The following is a 19,773-nucleotide window of genomic DNA, read 5'->3' on the forward strand; positions in this document are numbered from 1 at the left end:
ACCGCGTAAGCGGTTTTCCGGCGGAACGAGCCCGTAACGATCTCCTCCCGCCCGCCGACCTCTGGGTCAAGCCGGTGGCGGCGGGAGGGTTTTCCATGAAGATCAGTGTCTTCGGGCTCGGTTACGTCGGATGCGTTTCGGCCGCGTGCCTCGCCGGTGAAGGGCATGAGGTCATCGGGGTCGACATCAACCCCGTCAAGATCGACCTCATCCGCCAGGGCAAGGCGCCCGTCGTCGAGGAACGCATCGGCGAACTCACCGCCCGCGTCGTCACCACTGGCGCACTCCAGGCCACCACCGACGTCGGCGCGGCCATCGCGCGCAGCGAAATCTCGCTGATCTGCGTCGGCACCCCCTCGGCCCCCAACGGCAGCCTGTCCACCGCGTTCCTGGAACGCGTCACCGAAGAGATCGGCGGCGCGCTCGCGGGCAAGACCGGACGCCACACGGTCGTGTTCCGCAGCACGATGCTGCCCGGCACCTGCCTGGACCTGCTCGTCCCGATCCTGGAGAAGGCCTCCGGCCGCACCGCGGGCGTCGACTTCGGCGTCGCCGTGAACCCCGAGTTCCTCCGCGAAGGCAGCAGCGTCAAGGACTTCTTCGACCCGCCCAAGACCGTGATCGGCGAGCTCGACACGGCCAGCGGTGACGCCGTCGCCAGGCTCTACGACGGGCTGCCCGGCGACGTCTTCCGCGTGCCGATCCCGGTGGCCGAAATGACCAAGTACGCCGACAACGCCTTCCACGGCCTCAAGATCGGCTTCGCCAACGAACTGGGCGCGATCTGCCGCGCGCTCGGGCTGGACTCGCACCGCGTGATGGACGTGTTCCTCGCCGACCGCAAGCTCAACGTCAGCCCCGCCTACCTGCGGCCCGGCTTCGCGTTCGGCGGGTCGTGCCTGCCCAAGGACCTGCGCGGGCTGGTGTACGCGGCGCGCCGCGCCGACGTGTCGGTGCCGCTGCTGTCGCACGTGCTCCCCTCCAACGAAGAACACCTGCGACGCGCCTTCGACCTCGTCGCCCGCACCGGCAAGCGGCGCGTGGGCCTGTTCGGCCTGTCGTTCAAACCGGGCACCGACGACCTGCGGGAGAGCCCGCTCGTCGAGCTCGCCGAACGCCTGCTCGGCAAGGGCTACGACCTGAAGATCTTCGACGCCAACGTGAGCCTGTCCCGGCTGGTCGGTGCCAACCGCGAGTACATCGAAAGCCGCCTGCCGCACCTGGGGCAGCTGCTGGCCGGCTCGGTGGACGAGGTGCTCGACCACGCCGAGGTGTGCCTGGTCGGCTGCACCGATCCCGCCGTGCTCGCCGCGCTGCCGAAGGCGGGCCACCGCACGCTCATCGACCTCGTCCGCCTGCCGGACGCCGCCGTGCGCCGCACCGAAGAAGGATACGTCGGCCTTGCCTGGTAAAGCCCTGATCCTCGTCGAGAACCTGTCCGTCCCCTTCGACCGGCGCGTCTGGCAGGAGAGCACCACCCTGCGCGACGCCGGGTGGGACGTGCACGTCATCTGTCCACAGGGGACGAAACGGGACACCGAACCCGAGGTCGTGATCGACGGCGTCCACATCCTGCGGTACCCGCTCCGGGCCGCGACCGGCGGGCCGGCCGGCTACCTGCAGGAGTACGGATCCGCCCTGTGGCACACGTTCCGGCTGGCCCGCCGGGTCGGAGCGGTCGACGTCGTGCACGCGTGCAACCCGCCCGACCTGCTGTTCCTCGTCGCGCGCATGCTCAAGCGCACGGGCGCGAAGTTCGTCTTCGACCACCACGACCTGGTCCCCGAGCTGTACCTGTCGCGCTTCGACCGCGGCCGGGACCTGCTCTACCGCGGCGTGTGCGCGCTGGAACGGGCCACCTTCAAGGCCGCGGACGTGGTGATCGCGACCAACGAGAGCTACCGGGACGTCGCCCTCACCCGCGGCGGCAAACGACCCGGGGACGTGTTCGTGGTGCGTAGCGCACCGGTCGTGGAACGGTTCCACCAGGTGCCGCGCGAGCCGGAACTCAAGCGCGGCAAGCCGCACCTGCTCTGCTACCTGGGCGTGATGGGACCGCAGGACGGGGTCGACTACGCCCTGCGCGCGCTCGCCCGGCTGCGGGACGACCTGGGCCGCACGGACTGGCACGCGGTGTTCGTCGGCTCCGGGGACGCCTTCGACGCGATGGTCGCGCTGTCCGGTGACCTCCGCCTCGACGACCAGGTGGAGTTCACCGGCCGCATCCCGGACGCCGACCTCATCCGTTATCTGTCCACAGCGGACGTGTGTCTCGCGCCGGATCCGCTGAACCCGCTCAACGACGTGTCGACCATGAACAAGATCATGGAGTACATGGCGATGAGCCGTCCGATCGTGTCGTTCGACCTGCGCGAGGCACGGGTTTCCGCGGGTGACGCCGCCGTTTACGCGCCGGCCAACGACGAACTCGAGTTCGCCAAGCTGACCGCGCGGTTGCTCGACGACCCGACCGAACGCGAACGCATGGGCCGGCTCGGCGCGGAACGCGTGGCGGGCCCGTTGTCCTGGGCCAATTCGGCCGAGGCGCTGCTCGCCGCGTACGCCGCGGCGAGACGGTGATTTCCCCACCGGCAGGCCGAAAACCCGGTCGGAAAAACGCCTGGTCGCGTTTTGAACAAGGCCGGTAACCAATCCGGGAATCGCCGCGACCTGGTGTGTGAAAGCCCATCCGAGCGCGGCGGGGCGAATCTCTTGAGAGGGGGACCGCGGCGTTGAACGACGACACCGTCCGACTGTCCATGATCGGCAGGATCCTGCGCCGGCGTTGGCGCGTCCTGGCCGCCCTCGCCGTGCTGGGCGCCCTCGTCGGCGCGGGTGCCTCGCTGCTGTTCTCGCCCGGCTACCAGACGACCTCCAACGTCCTGCTGCAGGGCTCGCCGGACTCGAGCGAGCTGATGACCGAAGCCAGGGTGGCGACCAGTTCCGTCGTCCTCGACCGGACCGCGCAGGCACTGGCCTGGGGTGTGTCCGGGCCGGACCTGCTCAAATCCGTCAGCGCCGGTGCGGCGGACGGCAACATCGTGGTGATCACCGCCGAGGCGGACACCCCGGAGAAGGCCCAGCAGCTGGCCGACCAGGTCGCCAAGGAGTACGTCAACTACTCCGCGCAGCTCCTCGGCAGCGCCGCGGACGCGGCCAGCCAGATCCGCCAGGAGCAGGCGGACGCGCTGCGCCGCCAGGTGCAGGAGACCAACGACACCATCACCGACCTCTCCCGCCGGGTCCAGGGCGTGACGGTGGAGAGCGTCGAGGTGCGCACCCAGCTGGAGACGCTGCGGACCTCGCTCACCGAGGCGATGGCGAAGCTGGACCAGCTCGGCGGCAACGGCCGCCAGGCGCAGACGGTCGTCATGGGCTCGGCCGAGCGGCCCTCCGCCCCGGCGGCGCCCACGATGACGCACTTCGTCGGTGGCGGGGCGATCGTGTTCTTCCTGCTCGGCGTGCTCGGTCACCTCATCGGCTCGCGGGTGGACCGGCGGCTGCGCGACGAGTCCGAGATCGCCGCGGCGGTCGGCGGGCCGCTGCTGGGCAGCGTCGACGTGCCGGCCACCGCCGAACACGCGCCACCCGCCGCGGGCGGCCACTGGTGGTCGAAGCTGCTCAAGACCGACGAACCGTGGAACCTCCCGGAGCTCAACGCCTCCGCCGATCCGGCGAGCCGGGAGATCCGCTACCGCCGGGTGCTGTCCCGGCTGGGCGACAGTTCCGGGGTGTTCCCCCGGGTCCTCGTCCTGGTCACCGAAGACGATCCGGTGGCGAGGAGCGCGGTGTCGCAGCTGGTCGCGGCCGGCCGCGGCGAGCGTCCCGAGCTGCGCGTCGCGGTGGTCGACCCGGAACGGCCCACCGTGCCCGACGACAACGACTCCGCCGGTGTGCTGGTGGTGGTCACCAGCGGGAGCCGGACGGGATGGGAGCTCGTCGGGCTGACCGAGGCCGCCGCCGACGCCGGGCAGCGGGTGCTGGGCGCCGTGGTCGTCCAGCGCACCGCCGCGGTTCCCGAGCCGAAGGGCGACCAGCCCGCCGGTGACGAAGCATTGGCAGGTTCAGCGTGACGACACCGGACACGACCCAGAACGCGCAGCCGCTGCTGGACCTCCAGCGCGTGCTGATCGCGATCCGACGACGGCGGCGGCTGTGGCTGTCGGCCGCGCTGCTCGGCCTGCTCGCGGGCACCGTGCTCGCGTTCCTCTCGCCGACGCCGCCGACCGCGGTCACCCGGCTGCTGGTCCTGCACTCCGAAGACGCGCCGAACGACAGCGGCACGCTCATCAAGACCGACGTGGCGATCCTGCAGACCACGCGGATCGCCGACGCGGCACTGAAGAAGCTCGGTTCGACCGAGCCGCCGGAGCGGTTCCTCAAGTCCTACGCCGGCACCGGCCTGACGAACAACGTGCTGGAACTGCAGGTCAGGGCCGACAGCTACGGCGAGGCCGTCGCGAAGGCGCAGGCGCTCGCCGACGCGTTCATCGCCGACCACGCCCAGCGCATGCAGTCCGCCGCGGACGCCGAGGCGCAGGCCCTGCTCGGCCAGCGGGACCAGATCCAGAACGAGCTGACCGACGTCGACCGGCAGATCGCGTCGTCGGCCAACCGCAACAGCCAGATCGGACCGGCCGAGCTGCAGTCGCTCTACGCCCGGCGCGCCGACCTGACCTCGCGGGTCTCGGACTTCACCAACAAGGCCAACGAAGCCCGGATCGGCACGCCGGAGCTGGCCGCGGGCACGCAGATCGTGGACGCGCCGCGCCCGCTCACCGAATCCGCGCTGGGACCGCTCGTCACCAACGCCGGGATCGGGCTCGGGTTCGGCCTGATCGCGGGGCTGGGCCTGGCGGCGGTGATGAGCGTGGTGCGGGACCGTCCGCTGCTGCGGCGGGAGATCTCCGCGCACCTCGGCGCGTCGGTCATCGCGCAGTTGCCGAAGCCGCGCCGCGGCCCGTGGGGAAGCGTCGCGGCGCAACGGAAACGGGCCGCGGCGACCCTGGCGCGCACGGTCCGGGACGGCGGCAGCGTGTCGGTGCTCGAACTCGGGTGCCCGAAGGTCGCGGCGGAGCTCGCGCTGGAGATGGCCGAGCAGCTGGGCGACGGGATCAAGATCGTGGACGACCTGCCGCACCGGGACGTCACCGCGCTCGCGCCCGACCGGGTCATCGACGGGAGCGCCCCCGAGGAGGGCCGCATCGGCGTCGGTTCGGTCTCGGCCGGCACCGCGTGGACGGACCTGCGGCGCCTCGGCGCGGAAACCGTGCTGGTCGTGCGGGCGGGCAAGGCGAGCACCCTGTGGCTGCACACCGTCGCCCGTCAGCTCGCCGATCTGGGGATCCCGATCATCGGCGTGGTGCTCGTCGCGCCCGACCCGCGGGACCGCACCGACGGCACGCTCTGGGACGGCCTGCACACGGCGCTGCGCGGCCGGGCGGAGTTCACGGCGGCCGCCACCGCGAAGAAGGACTCCCCGACGAAGTGGTTCGCCCCGCTGCCGGCCACGGCGCCGAGGGCCGAGCAGACCGTCACCCTCACCCCGGTGCACGAACTCCCGACCAAGCAGTTCACCCCGGTGACGACCCGGGCCGACGGCCCGGAGATGCGCCTGAACGGCAAGCTCCCCCTCGAACGCGAAGGCTGACCAGCGCATGTGCGGTATCGCAGGAACCTATCGCTGGCCCGACGGCGGCCCGCTGACCGACCGGCTCACCGGCACCCTCGCCCACCGCGGGCCGGACGGTGCGGGCCGGTACGGCCACCGGGCCGGGGACGGCGAGGTCCACCTCGGGCACCGCAGGCTGTCGATCATCGACCTGTCCGAGACCGGCGCGCAGCCGATGGTGTCCGGCGGGCTGGCGCTGACCTACAACGGCGAGCTGTACAACGCCCCCGAGCTGCGGGCCGAACTGCGGTCGTCGGGCGTCCGCTTCCGCGGCACCTCCGACACCGAGGTCCTGCTCGAGGCGTGGCGGAAGTGGGGCGTGCAGTGCCTGACCCGGCTGCGCGGCATGTTCGCGTTCGGCATCTTCGACGAGCGCACCGGTGAGCTGTTCCTGGCCCGCGACCAGCTCGGCATCAAGCCGCTGTTCTACGTCCGCCGCGGCGACGGCATCGCGTTCTCCTCGGAGCTGAAGGCGCTGGCCGGGCAGGTCGGGTCGCTGCACGTGAACGAGACCGCGCTGGTCGCGTCGCTGCTCTACTACTGGGTGCCGGACAGCCAGTGCGCCTACCGGGAGGCGCGCAAGCTCCCGCCGGGCTCGTGGATGCGCTGCCGGCCGGGCGGCCGCGTCGACACCGGCCGGTACTGGAACCTGCGCGACGTGGCGGCCGAGGCGCAGGCCGGGCCGCCGGCCGACCTCGCCGCGGTCGTCGAGGACTCCACGCGCAAGCACCTGCTCTCCGACGTGCCGGTCGCGACGTTCCTGTCCGGTGGTCTCGACTCCAGCTACCTGACCGCGCTCGCCGCGAAGCACCAGCCCGGGATCTCGGCCTACACCATCGGTTTCCGGGCCGAGGACGCGAAGTTCGAGGCGATGCCGGACGACCTGCGCTACGCGCGGATCGTGGCCGGCAGGTTCGGCGTCGACCTGCACGAGATCGAGATCGCTCCGAACGTGCAGGAACTCCTGCCGCACCTGGCCTACCACCTGGACGAGCCGATCGGCGACCCGGCGGCGATCAACACCTACCTGATCTGCACGGCCGCGCGCGAGGCTGGCGTGAAGGTGATGCTGTCCGGGATGGGCGCGGACGAGCTGTTCGCCGGCTACCGCAAGCACCTGGCGAACGTGATCGCGCTGCGGTACCAGAAGATCCCCGGCGCGGTGCGCAGGCCGATCGGGTCCGTTGTGGACCGTCTGCCGGTGGCGACGTCGCGGCGCGGGTTCCGGTCGGTGCGCTTCGCCAAGCGGTTCCTGTCCTTCGCCGAGCTGCCCGAGGAGACCGCGTTCCGGCGCAGCTACACGATGTACGACCGCGGAGAACTCCTCGACCTGGTCGACCCCGGCCTCGCGGGCGCGGTGGACGACGTGCTCACCGAGCACGCCGACACCTACCACGACAACCTGCTGAACGACTTCGTCAACCGCATGTGCCTGGCCGACGCGCGGATGTTCCTGCCCGGCCTGAACCTGACCTACACCGACCGCTCCAGCATGGCCGCCTCCACCGAGGTCCGGGTGCCGTTCGTGGACGTCGAGGTGGTCAAGGCGGCGTTCAGCCTGCCCGGCAGCCGCAAGATCGCCGGACGGCAGGGCAAGGCGGCGCTCAAGGAAGCCGCGTTGTCGGTCCTGCCGAAGGAGATCGTGTACCGGCCCAAGGGCCTGTTCAGCGCGCCGCTGCGGGCCTGGATGAGCCGCGACCTGGCACCGATGGTGCGCGAGGTCGTGCACGACGGCGAGCTGGTGCGATCCGGCCTGCTGCGCCGCGACGCGTTGCAGCGGCTGGTCGACGAGGACGCCGCGGGCCGCGAGGACCGGTCCAAGCACCTCTGGCACGTCCTGACCCTCGAGTACTGGTACCGCGGCGCGACCGAAGCCGGTGCGGCCGAGCGAGCAGCGTAAGGAGCCCCTGGTGAAGCAGGTCGTGCAGAACTACAAGAGCGGCGAGCTGGCGCTGCTGGACGTCGAGACGCCGGCGTGCAAGCCGGGCGGGGTGCTGGTGCGCACCGCCTTCTCGCTGATCTCCACCGGCACCGAGATGATGAAGGTGTCCGAGGCGAGCATGTCCATGCTGGGCAAGGCCCGCTCCCGCCCGGACCAGGTCGCGAAGGTCATGCAGAGCGTCGCGGCCAACGGCGTCGGCGCCACCTACCGCAAGGTGATGAACCGCCTCGACTCCTACACGCCGCTGGGCTACTCGCTGTCCGGGGTCGTGGCAGAAGTGGGGGCCGGGATCGACGACGTCGCCGTCGGTGACCTGGTGGCGTGCGCGGGCAACGAACACGCGCTGCACTCGGAGCTGAACTGGGTGCCCAAGAACCTCTACACGCGCGTGCCGGCCGGCGTGCCGGCGCGGCACGCGTCGTTCGCCACGGTGGGCGCCATCGCGATGCAGGGCGTCCGGCGCGGGGAACCGCAGCTCGGCGACACCGCGCTGGTGATCGGGCTCGGCCTGATCGGGCAGCTCGTGGTGCAACTGCTGGCCGCGTCCGGCGTGCGCGTGGTCGGCGTCGACCCGGACGCCGAGCGGTGCCGTCTGGCCGAACGGCTCGGCGCGTCCGCGTGCGGGCACCCGGGTTCCGGAGAGGTGGAGGTCGCGGTCGGCGAGCTGACCGCCGGTCACGGCGTCGACCAGGTGTACCTGGCGGCGGGCGGCGGCACGAACGAACCGGTCGAGCTGGCCGCGAAGCTCGCGCGCGACCGCGGCCGCGTGGTCGACATCGGCAAGTGCCGCCTCGACCTGCCGTGGAACGCCTACTACGAAAAGGAACTGGACGTCCGGTTCTCCCGCTCCTACGGTCCGGGCCGCTACGACCCGGAGTACGAGCTGGACGGCCGCGATTACCCGATCGGTTACGTGCGGTGGACCGAGCGCCGCAACCTGGAGTGCTTCCTCGACCTGATCGCGCGCGGGCGGGTCGACGTCGAGCCGCTGATCTCGCACGTCGCCGGCTTCTCGACCGCCGTGGAGACCTACCGCAGGCTCAACGAGGGCGAGCTCAAGGCCGTCGCCGTGCTGTTCCGGTACCCGGACGCGGACACCGGCACCGAAGAACCGGTCCTGACCGCCGAGGTGCCGCGGCGCGAACCGATCCGCACCTCCCAGCGGATGGGGAAGGTCCGCACCGCCTTCATCGGCGCGGGCAACTACGCCTCCTCGATGCTGCTGCCGCACCTGGCCGAGCGCGAGGACGTCGCGCTGCGGCGCGTGGTGACCACCTCCGCGCTGTCCGGGGCGAACGCCAAGCGCAAGTTCGGGTTCGCCGAGGCCACCACCGACGTCGAGGCGACACTCGCCGACCCGGACATCGATGCCGTGTTCGTGGTGACCCGGCACAGTTCGCACGCCGAACTGACCCGCCGGGCACTGCTGGCCGGTAAGGCGGTGTTCGTCGAGAAGCCGCTGGCACTGAGCGAGGACGAGCTGGGCAAGGTGCTCGGCGCGGTCGAGGAGTCCGGCAACGACCGGCTGCAGGTCGGGTTCAACCGCCGGTTCGCGCCGCTGCTGCACGAAGCGCGCGGCCGCTTCGGACGGCGCATCGGCCCGGCGTCGGTGCGCTACCTGGTCAACGCCGGGCGCCTGGAGCACGGCAGCTGGTACGACCAGGCCGGTTCCGAGGGCACCCGGTTCGCCGGCGAGGGCGGGCACTTCATCGACACCGTCAGCTGGCTGCTGGACGCCGACCCGGTGTCGGTCTACGCGTGCGCCACGCCCGACCAGCAGGACCTGCAGATCCTGCTGCGTTACCCGGACGGCTCGACCGCGGCCGTCACCTACGCCACCAGCGGCTCCACGACGTTCCCGAAGGAGACCCTGGACGTCGTCGCCGACGGCAAGGTGCTCAGGTTCGACGACTTCGCCCGCGCCTCGGTGTACGCGCGCAAGCGCTGGACCAGCTCGCGCATCCCGAAGGGCCGCGACAAGGGCCAGAACGCCGAGCTCGACGCGTTCGTCACCGCGGTCACCTCGGGCGGCCCGATGCCGGTGCCGCTCGAGTCGCTGGTCGCGACCACGCTGGCGACCATCGCGGTGCGGACCAGCCTCGCCACCGGCGTGCCGGTCAAACTCGGGGCCGGCGCGTGATGGACCCCGCCTGGTACCTGCGCCGGCTGTCGCGGATGGGGCCGCGCGAGGTCGCCGGGCGCGCCGCGGACGTGCTGAACCGGCGGCGGCTGCGCGCCGGCCCGCCCGAACCGTCCGCTCCCCTGCCACGGCGCCGGTTCACCGCGGTGCTGCCCGGGGGCGTGCGGGTCCCGCCGGACGCGCGGGCCCGCGTGCTGGCGACCGCGGACCAGCTGCTCGACGGCCGCGCCGAGTACTTCGGCGTGACGCGCGACGACATGGCGAACCCGGACTGGTCGGCCGACCCGAAGACCGGGCGGCGCGCGCCCTCGGACGCGTTCGCCTTCGACATCCCCTACCGGCACGAGGACGTCGTCGGCGACATCAAGCAGATCTGGGAGCCCTCCCGCCACCAGCACCTGACCGTGCTGGCCACCGCGTACTGCCTGACCGGCGAAAACCGGTACGCGCAACGGGTCGCCGACCACCTGAAGTCGTGGTGGGCCGCCAACCCGCCGTTGCTGGGCGTGCACTGGGTCAGCGGGATCGAGCTGGGCATCCGGCTGCTGTCCTGGGTGTGGGTGCGGCGGCTGCTGGACGGGTGGCCCGGCGCGGCCGGGTTGTTCGAGGACAACCCCGAGGCGCTGCACCAGATCTGGCACCACCAGAACTGGCTGGCCACCTTCCCCAGCCGGGGATCGTCCGCGAACAACCACGCCATCGCCGAGACGGCGGGACAGCTGGCCGCCGCGAGCGCGTTCCCGTGGTTCCCCGAATCGGCCGGCTGGCGGGCGGCGGCGCTGCGGTCGCTCGACGCGCACCTGGACGCCAACACCTTCGGCTCCGGCCTGAACCGCGAACTGGCCACCGAGTACCACGGCCTGGTGCTCGAACTCGGCGTGGCCGCGGCGGTCGAGGCCGAGGCCGCCGGGGTCGCGGTGCCCGAGTCGCTGTGGCGGACCCTGCTGCGGATGACCGACGCGCTCGCGGCCATTGTGGACACCCGCCTGCGCCCGCCCCGGCAGGGCGACGGCGACGACGGCCACGGGCTGATCCTCGACGGCGGTGGCACCGATCGCTGGTCCGCGCTGCTGTCGACCGGCGACGCGCTGTTCGGCCGCCTCGACTGGTGGCCCGCGCCCCGCGGCGGCGACGCCCGCACCGCGTTGCTCGCCGCGCTCGCCCGGCCGCACCGGGGCAACGGCCGTCCGTGGACCCGGCCCGACCACTTCGCCGACGCCGGGCTCACGCTGCTGCGCACCCCGGCCGAGGACGGCCGCGGCGAGATCTGGTGCCGCTGCGACGGCGGCCCGCACGGGTTCCTCTCGATCGCCGCCCACGCGCACGCCGACGCCCTGTCGATCGAGGTGCGGCACGACGGCGTCGACATCCTCGCCGATCCGGGCACGTTCTGCTACCACGGCGATCCGGCGTGGCGCGCGTACTTCCGGTCCACCCTCGGCCACAACACGGTTCAGCTGGACGACACCGACCAGTCCACTTCGGGCGGTCCGTTCCTGTGGACCAGGCACGCGGCCACCCGCGTCCTGGCCCGCCCCAGCGGCGGCGTGCCGCGGTGGTGCGCCGAGCACGACGGGTACCGCCCGGCCGTGCACCGCCGGACCGTCGAACTCGCCCCGGCCGGGCGGGAACTGCGGATCAGCGACGAGATCACCGCCGACCGGCACCACCCCGCCCGGCTGGCGTTCCACCTCGGGCCGCGGGTGACCGTCCAGCTGTCCGGGCACACCGCCCTGCTCGGCTGGACCTCCCGCGGCCAGGAGCAGGCCGCCGTCCTCGACCTGCCCGACGGCCTGACCTGGACCGAGCACCGCGGCCAGACCGATCCCCCGCTCGGCTGGTACTCGCCCGGCTACGGCCGCCGCGAACCGGCCACCACCCTCGTCGGCAGCGGCCTCACCGGACGCGGCGGACCCCTCACCACGCTGCTGCGTTTTTCCCACTAGCCGGAGGTTCCGCCGTGCGCGCACCCATGACCGCACGAGCCCGCTGGGCGACCGTCCTGCTCGGCGTGCTGTCCCCCCTCGTCGTGCTCGGCTGCACCCCCAGCGCCGGGCCGGCCAACACCACGGTGGCGCTCACCGCCCACGGGACGTGCAGCTCGCTGCCGCCCGGCCCCGCGCAACCGCCGGCCGGTGCGGTCGTCGTCGATCCGGCCGTGACGGGCGACCTGCAGGCCAAGACCAAGGCCAGCCCGCCGGGCACCACGTTCTGGCTGGCACCGGGCGGGCACACCCTCGGCACCGACGAGTACGACCAGGTCGCGCCGAAGGACGGTGACCGCTACGTCGGTGCGCCGGGCGCGGTCGTCGACGGGCGGGACACCAACCGGTACGCCTTCACCGGCAAGGCGAGCCGGGTGACCATCGAGAACCTGACCGTCACCGGGTTCCGCGCGCCGGACAACGAGGGCGTGGTCAACCACGACTCCGGCGCCGACTGGCTGATCCAGTCCAACCTGGTCACCGACAACCGGGGCGCGGGGATGATGGCCGGCGCCCGCCAGGTCATGAAGAACAACTGCCTCAAGGACAACGGCCAGTACGGGCTCAACGGCTGCTGCGGCGACGTCACCGACATCGTGCTCGAGGGCAACGAGTTCGTCGGCAACAACGCCGACGACGTGGAGAGCAAGTACCCCGAGGGCTGCGGCTGCACCGGCGCGATGAAGTTCTGGGAGGTCGACGGGGCCGACATCCGCGGCAACTGGATCCACTACAACCGCGGCCCCGGCATCTGGGCGGACACCAACAACAACGACTTCCTGATCGAGAACAACCTCATCGAGAACAACGACGGCACCGCGATCTTCTACGAGACCAGCTACAACGCGATCATCCGGGACAACACCCTGAAGCGGAACAACCTGGTCGGCGGGCGCGAGTTCGTCGACCGCGACGACAACTTCCCGGTCGCGGCGATCTACATCTCCGAGTCCGGCGGCGAGCCGCGCGTCCCGGCCCGCACCGACAAGATCGACATCTACGGCAACGACCTCACCGACAACTGGTCGGGCGTCACGCTGTGGGAGAACGCGGACCGGTTCTGCAACAGCCCGGCCAACAGCTCCACCGGCACCTGCACGCTCGTCGTCAAGGACGTCGGCAAGTGCTCGCCGCCGGGCATCCTCACCGACCCGCTGCGGTCCGACTGCCGGTGGAAGACGCAGAACGTGCAGATCCACGACAACCGGTTCGCGGTCGACCCGAAGAGCATCGGCTGCCAGGCGATGTGCGCGCGGATGGCGGTGCTGTCCAACTACGGCAGCTCGCCGGACTGGTCGCCCTACCAGGGCGATCTCGTCCCCAAGGCGATCACGTTCGACCAGCGCAACCGCTGGTACGACAACCACTACGTCGGGCCGTGGACGTTCGTCACGCACGACGCCAGCCAGGTGGTCGACCAGCTGGCCTGGCAGGGCGGCGCCTACCGGCAGGACCAGGGCAGCACGTTCGCGGTGGGAGGCGGCAACTGATGAGCCTCACCGAAGTGCGCGGCCGCCCGCTGGAGGACGAGCTCCCGCACGGCCCGCGCACCGCGAAGATCCTCGGCGCGATCTGGGCGCTGCTGATCTTCAACACGCTCGCCACCCAGGGGGTGTCGGCGCTCATCCCGCTGCCGCGCCCCGTCACGCAGGCCCTCACCATGAGCGCGGTCGGTATCGCCTTCGCGCTCGCGCTGATCGTCAACCCGCGCCTGAAGATCCGCCCCAGCGCGTACCTGATGCTGCTGAGCCTGCTGCTGGTCGCGAGCTTCGCCGGCAGCGTGCGGATGGAGTCCGGCCTCGGCTCGCTGTTCCGGTGCGCCCGCCTCGCCATGTTCGTCGGGACGTTGTGGTTGATCAGCCCCTGGATGAACGGGTCGATGCGGTTCGTCCGCCAGCACATCCGGGTCCTGACCGCGCTGCTGGTGACGGTCGCCGTCGGCCTGGTGATCTCCCCCGGGGCGGCGATGCCGGAGCTCAACGAGGGCCGCCTGACCGGCGTGCTGTGGCCGTTGACGCCGACCCAGATCGGCCAGTACGCGGCGATCGCCGCGGGCCTGGCGGTGCTGCTGTGGATCAACCGGCTCACCGACGCCCGCAGTGTCGCGCTGGTGGCCGGGCCGTCCGTGGTCCTGCTGTTGCTGACCCACACCCGCACCGCCACGCTCGGCCTGGTCGTCGGGCTCCTCGTCGCGATGCTGTCGATGTGGCTCACCAACGGCCGCTCCCGCAAGACGTTCGCGTGGGCCCTCGGGGTGGCCGGCGTCGCGACGGTGCTGCTCGGGCCGCTGCTGCAGACGTGGATCCTACGCGGACAGGACTCGGAGAACTTCGGCAACCTCACCGGCCGGGCGAAGGTGTGGGACCGGCTGCTGGACGCGCCGCGCACGTGGTTCGAACAGGTCTTCGGCACCGGGCTGTCCAACAAGTCGTTCGACGGGCTGCCGATCGACAACAGCTGGCTCGCCGTCTACCACGAACAGGGCTACCTCGGCGTGACGATCGTGGCGCTGTTCCTGGTGACGCTCGTCCTGGTGGCGATATCCCGCGCGCCGTCGCCGCAGCGGGCGTGCGCGCTGTTCCTCATCACCTACTGCCTCGCGGCCTCCTACACCGAGGCCGGCCTCGGCGACGCATCGCCGTACCTGCTCCACCTGGCCGTCGCGGCCGGGCTGCTCGCCGCGCCCGGCCGGCGAGCCGGATTGCCCGATCCACAAAGGACCGTGTCGTGACCCGTGCGGGCGTAACACACCCCGCGGTCGCCGCGACCTCCAAGCAACCGGAAGAGGTGGTCGAACCGTGAGCCAGCCAGGCATTCTGCTCGATCGCGACGGCACGATCATCGTCGACAGCGGCTACGTCGGCTCCGTCGACCGGGTCGAGTTCATCGACGGGTCCATCGCGGCGATCGCCGCGCTCAACCGCGCCGGCATCCCGGTCGCCGTCGTGACCAACCAGGCGGGTGTCGCGCGCGGCTACTACGGCATCGCCGACGTGGAACAGGTCCACAAACACATGATCGCCGAGCTCGCCCGGCACGGCGCCCACGTCGACCTGTGGCTGTTCTGCCCCTACCACCCGGACGGCATCGTGGAGGCCTTCGCGCGCCGCAGCGCCGACCGCAAACCGGGGCCCGGCATGGCACTGGCCGCCGCGGAGGCGCTCGACCTGGACCTGGGCAAGTCCTGGGTGGTCGGCGACAGCCCGTCCGACGTCGGCCTGGCCCGCGCCATCGGCGCGCGGCCGCTGCACGTCGGCCCGCCCGGCTCCGCCGTCGACAACGTCGACACCTTCCCCGACCTCGCCGCCGCGGTGCGGTTCATCCTCGGCGGCGGCGAGCTGCCCGCCACGCCGCGGGACGAGCGGCCGGTCAAGTTCCCGGCGGCCCGGTTCCACCGCGCCGACTCCTACGGCGGCGCCTACGTCAACGAGCTGTCCCGCGCCTTCGCCACCGTCGACCTCGAGCAGGTCAGCCGCGCGGCGAAGATGCTCGGCGACGCGCACGACCGCGACGCGGCCCTGTTCGCCTGCGGCAACGGCGGATCGGCGTCGATCGCCAACCACCTGCAGTGCGACCACGTGAAGGGCGTCCGCAACAGCACCGGCATCACCGCGCGCGTGCAGAGCCTGAGCACCAACGTGGAGCTGTTCAGCGCGATCGCCAACGACCTCGGCTACGAGCACGTCTTCGAATACCAGCTGCAGTCCCAGGCGCGGCCCGGCGACGTGCTCATCGCCATCTCGTCCTCGGGCCGCTCGCCGAACATCGTGCGGGCACTGGACTGGGCGGCGGCGCACGGGATGCACACGATCGCGCTCACCGGCTTCGAAGGCGGCCCGGCGCGGCGGCGTGCCCACGTCTCCATCCACGTCGACTCCGCCAACTACGGCGTCGTCGAAGACGCCCACCAGGCGTGCATGCACCTGCTGGCCCAGTACGTCCGACAGTCGAGGATGACCCCAGATGCCGTTGCCTCCCAGACCTTCTGACCGCATGCGCGTCGCGATCAACCTGCTCACCGACGACCCGGTCAACCCCTCGGGTGCGCACTGGTTCTGGACCCGCGTGATCCCCGAGATGGCCAAGCGGCTCACCGACGGCGAGTCGTTCCACCTGATGGTGAGCCCGAAATCGCGGCCGACGCACAGCGGGTACGGGCGCAACGTCGACTACATCACCTACCCGTGGTCGAACGAGAAGCGCAACATGCGCACCCTGTCCGAACACGTGTACTCGCCGGTGCGGCTGCCACTGGGCCGGATCGACGTGCTGAACACGCTGATGGCGCCGATCGTCAAGTCCGCGCCGAAGCTCGTGGTGCACATCAAGACGCTGCACGCGTACACCACACCGCACGCGATCTCGCCGCCGGCGCGGCTGTACCGGCAGCTGAGCTACCCGCGCACGGCACGGGTGGCCGACGCGATCATCCTCAACTCGCGCAGCCTGGTCGACGAGGTGCAGCAGTACCTGAAGGTGGACCCGGCGAAGATCCGGCTCATCCCGGAGGCGGTCGACCACGACCTGTTCCACCCGGGTGACCGGGACGAGGCGTTCTCCTACGTTTCCCGGCGCTACGGGGTGCGGGAGAACTTCGTGCTGTTCGTGTCCTCGCTGTGGCCGTACAAGAACTGCGAGGGCCTGATCCGCGCCTTCGCCGCGGCGAAGGCGGAGCTGGGCGGGCGGCAGCTGGTCGTCGTCGGGCCCGGGCGGGACACCGGGTACATCGGTTCGCTGGAGTCGCTGGCGGCCGGGCTCGGCGTGGCGGACGACATCGTGTGGGTGGGCGGGGTGCCGCTGGAGGAGACCGTGCACTTCTACCGCGCGGCGGACGTGTTCGTGTACCCCTCGCACAACGAGACGTTCGGCCTGCCGATCCTGGAGGCGATGGCGTCGGCGTGCCCGGTGGTCACCTCGAACGTCACCGCGATGCCGGAAACCGCGGGCGGGGCGGCGCTGCTGGCCGATCCGGCGGACTCCGACTCGATCGCCGACCAGATCGTCAAGGCGTGCGGCCCGGAGGGTGAGCGGCTGCGCATCCGCGGGCCGGAGCGCGCGGGCGAGTTCACCTGGGCGGCGACCGCGCAGCGCACCCTCGACGTGTACCGGGAGGTGCACGCGCGATGAGGATCCTCGTCACCGGCGGCGCCGGGTTCATCGGCTCGCACACCTGCGACCGGCTGGTCGCGCTCGGGCACGAGGTGACCGTGCTCGACGTGCTCGCCGCTCCGGTGCACCGCGGCACACCGGAGCACCTCACGCCCGGCGCCGAGTTCTACGAGGGCGACGTCCGCAACCCCGACCTGGTGCGCAACCTGCTGCGCCGCACCGACGCGGTCTACCACTTCGCCGCCTACCAGGACTACCTGCCGGACTTCGCGAAGTTCACCGACGTCAACGTCACCTCCACGGCGATGATCTACGAGATCGTCGTGGCGGAGAAGCTCGACCTGGCGCGGATCGTCGTGGCGTCCTCGCAGGCGGCGATGGGCGAGGGCCTCTACTCCTGCCCCGAGCACGGCGAGCAGACACCGGACATGCGACCGGAATCGCAGCTCGAGGCGGCGCGGTGGGACCTCGGCTGCCCGGTGTGCGGCGGGCCGGTCGACGTGCTGCCGACCCCGGAGCGGATCGCCAACCCGCAGAACGCCTACGGCATGTCCAAGCACGGCGAAGAGGTCGTGGCGATCAACCTCGGCCGCCGCTACGGGATCCCGACGGTCGCCCTGCGCTACAGCATCGTGCAGGGGCCGCGGCAGTCGGTGTTCAACGCCTACTCCGGCGCCTGCCGCATCTTCAACCTGCACTACCTGCTCGGCGGCGCGCCGACCCTGTACGAAGACGGGCAGGCGATCCGCGACTACGTCAACATCCACGACGTCGTCGACGCGAACGTGCTGGTCCTCGACGACGACCGCGCGGCGGGCCGGGTGTTCAACGTCGGTGGCGGAACCGGGTACACCACCCAGGAGTTCGCCGAGATCGTGCGGCGGCAGTACGGGTCGGACCGGCCGGGCCGGATCAGCGGCGAATACCGCTTCGGCGACACCCGGCACATCACCTCCGACATCGACGCGCTCAAACAGCTCGGCTGGTCGCCGTCGCGGACCCCGGCGGACTCGGTCGCCGAGTACGCGGAGTGGCTGCGCGGCATGCCCGGCCTCGACGAGGTCCTGGCCGAGGCCGACGCGAAGATGCGCTCGCTCGGCGTGGTGCGCAGGGCGGGGACGTGAAGGCGTTCCTGCTCGCGGCCGGCCTGGGGACGCGCTTGCGGCCCCTGACCGACCACACGCCCAAGTGCCTGGTCGAGATCGGCGGCCGCCCGGTGCTGGACATCTGGCTCGACGCGCTCGAGGCCGCCGGCGTCGACGAGGTGCTGGTCAACCTGCACCACCTGGCCCCGCTGGTGCGGGCGCACCTGGCGGAGCGACGAGGTGGTCCGGTCGTGCGCACGAGCGAGGAGCGGGAACTGCTCGGCAGCGCCGGCACCCTGTGGGCCAACCGCGCGTTCGTCGACGGCGAGGCGGAGTTCCTGGCCCTCAACGCCGACAACCTCACCGACTTCGACCTGCGCGTGCTGATCGACGCGCACCGCTCGGGCGGGGCCATCGCGACGCTGTCGGTGTTCCACGCGCCCGATCCGCGGCGGTGCGGGATCCTCACCGTCGACGACGGGCTCGTCACGGGCTTCACCGAAAAACCCGCGGAGCCGCCGGGCGACCTGGCCAACGCCGGGATGTACGCGTTCTCCCCGGCGGTGCTCGACCTCATCGGGCCGCCGCCCCGGGACATCGGCTACGACCTGCTGCCCAAGCTCGTCGGCCACGCCCGCGCGGTGTCCCTCGGCGACTCCTGGTTCCTCGACATCGGCACCCCCGCGGCACTGGCGCAGGCGCGGGACGAATGGCAAGGCGGGCGAGCATCGTGATCATCACCCAGACCCCGCTGCGGATCGGCCTCGTCGGTGGCGGCACCGATCTGCCCAGCTACTACCGGGGGCACGGTGGCCGGGTCCTCAACGCGACCATCGACAAGTACGTCTACGTCGTGGTGAAGCAGCGCTTCGACGACGAGATCTACGTGAACTACTCGCGCAAGGAGATCGTCTCCCGGGTCGAGGACCTGGAGCACGAGCTGGTGCGCGAGGCCATGCACATGACCGGGGTGCGCCGCGGCGTGGAGATCACCACGCTCGCCGACATCCCGTCCGCGGGGTCCGGGCTGGGCTCCTCGTCCTCGGTGACCGTCGGTTTGCTGCACGCCCTGTTCGCCTACCAGGGCAAGCAGGTCAGCGCCGAGGAGCTGGCCGAGCGGGCGTGCGCCATCGAGATCGACCGGTGCCGCAAGCCGATCGGCAAGCAGGACCAGTACGCGGCGGCGTTCGGCGGGTTGTGCGACCTGCGGTTCGGCCCCGGCGACGCGGTCGGGGTCGAGCAGATCGAGATGCCCCGCGAGGAGTGGCGCAAGCTGCAGGACGAGCTGATGCTGTTCTTCACCGGCATCACCCGCAGCGCCGACACGATCCTCGGTGAGCAGAACGCCAACGTCGGCGACCGGTTGCCGCAGCTCAACCAGCTGCGAGACCTGGCGGGCGAGGCGGCGGACGGGCTGCGCGGCGGTGACCTGTCCGCGCTGGGCACCGCGCTGCGCAAGAGCTGGGAAGCCAAGCGCTCGCTGGCGTCCGGCGTGTCGAACCGGCAGATCGACGAGGCCGTCGAGGTGGCACTCGCGGCGGGCGCGTCCGGAGCGAAGGTGACCGGCGCCGGCGGCGGCGGGTTCCTGCTGGTCACCTGCCCGCTGGAGCACCAGCGCGAGGTGCGCGAGCGGCTGTCGTCGATGAAGGAACTGCCGATCAAACTGGAGCGGCTGGGCTCGCGCGTCATCTTCAACGTGCACCACGACATCTGGAGCTGACCAGAGCCACACCGCACCGAGCACGCCCACACTGCCCAGCTGCCCGGAAAACGCGCCGTTCCCGCCGCCGAGGTTCACAATGGGGTGCCGCGGGGGGAAACGATCCACGCGCCCCCGGCGA

14 protein-coding genes are annotated in these 19,773 nt (G+C 71.5%); all 14 read left to right on the forward strand.

What is annotated here, in order from left to right:
- Positions 1-95: 95 nt before the first annotated feature.
- The 14 genes from FB470_RS08220 (at position 96) to FB470_RS08285 (ending at position 19,652) form a co-directional block, all read left to right on the forward strand.
- Positions 96-1,412 (forward strand): nucleotide sugar dehydrogenase, encoded by a 1,317-nt coding sequence (locus FB470_RS08220; RefSeq protein WP_306990138.1) that lies wholly within the window; start codon positions 96-98, stop codon positions 1,410-1,412.
- On the forward strand, positions 1,402-2,580 hold the full coding sequence (locus FB470_RS08225) for a glycosyltransferase family 4 protein (protein ID WP_306990140.1): 1,179 nt from the start codon (positions 1,402-1,404) through the stop codon (positions 2,578-2,580). Before FB470_RS08220 ends, FB470_RS08225 begins: the two co-directional genes overlap by 11 nt.
- 179 nt (positions 2,581-2,759) lie before the next feature.
- Entirely contained in the window at positions 2,760-4,073 is a 1,314-nt protein-coding gene (locus tag FB470_RS08230; RefSeq protein ID WP_306990143.1) for a GumC domain-containing protein, read from the forward strand.
- A complete protein-coding gene (locus tag FB470_RS08235; protein WP_306990145.1) occupies positions 4,070-5,650 on the forward strand; it encodes a Wzz/FepE/Etk N-terminal domain-containing protein in 1,581 nt (526 codons plus the stop codon). The genes FB470_RS08230 and FB470_RS08235 overlap by 4 nt, the downstream gene beginning before the upstream one ends.
- Before the next feature lie 7 nt (positions 5,651-5,657).
- Positions 5,658-7,571, forward strand: a complete 1,914-nt coding sequence (gene asnB / locus FB470_RS08240) for an asparagine synthase (glutamine-hydrolyzing) (RefSeq protein WP_306990146.1) — start codon at positions 5,658-5,660, stop codon at positions 7,569-7,571.
- A 10-nt stretch (positions 7,572-7,581) separates the two neighbouring features.
- Positions 7,582-9,753: a bi-domain-containing oxidoreductase gene (locus tag FB470_RS08245; RefSeq protein ID WP_306990148.1), complete on the forward strand. Its 2,172-nt coding sequence runs from the start codon at positions 7,582-7,584 to the stop codon at positions 9,751-9,753.
- Positions 9,753-11,699 carry a heparinase II/III family protein gene (locus FB470_RS08250; protein ID WP_306999131.1) on the forward strand — a complete coding sequence of 649 codons (1,947 nt, stop codon included), beginning with the start codon at positions 9,753-9,755 and terminating at the stop codon, positions 11,697-11,699. Before FB470_RS08245 ends, FB470_RS08250 begins: the two co-directional genes overlap by 1 nt.
- A gap of 26 nt (positions 11,700-11,725) precedes the next feature.
- Entirely contained in the window at positions 11,726-13,228 is a 1,503-nt protein-coding gene (locus tag FB470_RS08255; protein ID WP_306999133.1) for a right-handed parallel beta-helix repeat-containing protein, read from the forward strand.
- Positions 13,228-14,469 (forward strand): O-antigen ligase family protein, encoded by a 1,242-nt coding sequence (locus FB470_RS08260; RefSeq protein ID WP_306990149.1) that lies wholly within the window; start codon positions 13,228-13,230, stop codon positions 14,467-14,469. Before FB470_RS08255 ends, FB470_RS08260 begins: the two co-directional genes overlap by 1 nt.
- Positions 14,470-14,536: 67 nt before the next feature.
- Positions 14,537-15,727 carry an HAD-IIIA family hydrolase gene (locus FB470_RS08265; protein ID WP_306990151.1) on the forward strand — a complete coding sequence of 397 codons (1,191 nt, stop codon included), beginning with the start codon at positions 14,537-14,539 and terminating at the stop codon, positions 15,725-15,727.
- Between the two features lie 4 nt (positions 15,728-15,731).
- Complete coding sequence (locus tag FB470_RS08270; RefSeq protein ID WP_306990152.1) at positions 15,732-16,865, forward strand: glycosyltransferase family 4 protein; 1,134 nt, start codon at positions 15,732-15,734, stop codon at positions 16,863-16,865.
- Positions 16,862-17,971, forward strand: coding sequence for an NAD-dependent epimerase/dehydratase family protein (locus FB470_RS08275; protein ID WP_306990153.1), 1,110 nt, complete (start codon positions 16,862-16,864; stop codon positions 17,969-17,971). The genes FB470_RS08270 and FB470_RS08275 overlap by 4 nt, the downstream gene beginning before the upstream one ends.
- Positions 17,968-18,666: a nucleotidyltransferase family protein gene (locus tag FB470_RS08280; protein WP_306990155.1), complete on the forward strand. Its 699-nt coding sequence runs from the start codon at positions 17,968-17,970 to the stop codon at positions 18,664-18,666. Before FB470_RS08275 ends, FB470_RS08280 begins: the two co-directional genes overlap by 4 nt.
- On the forward strand, positions 18,663-19,652 hold the full coding sequence (locus FB470_RS08285; protein ID WP_306990156.1) for a GHMP family kinase ATP-binding protein: 990 nt from the start codon (positions 18,663-18,665) through the stop codon (positions 19,650-19,652). The genes FB470_RS08280 and FB470_RS08285 overlap by 4 nt, the downstream gene beginning before the upstream one ends.
- The last annotated feature ends 121 nt before the right edge of the window (positions 19,653-19,773 follow it).

Origin of the sequence: Amycolatopsis thermophila (genome assembly GCF_030814215.1) — a bacterium.
Lineage (GTDB): Bacteria > Actinomycetota > Actinomycetes > Mycobacteriales > Pseudonocardiaceae > Amycolatopsis_E > Amycolatopsis_E thermophila.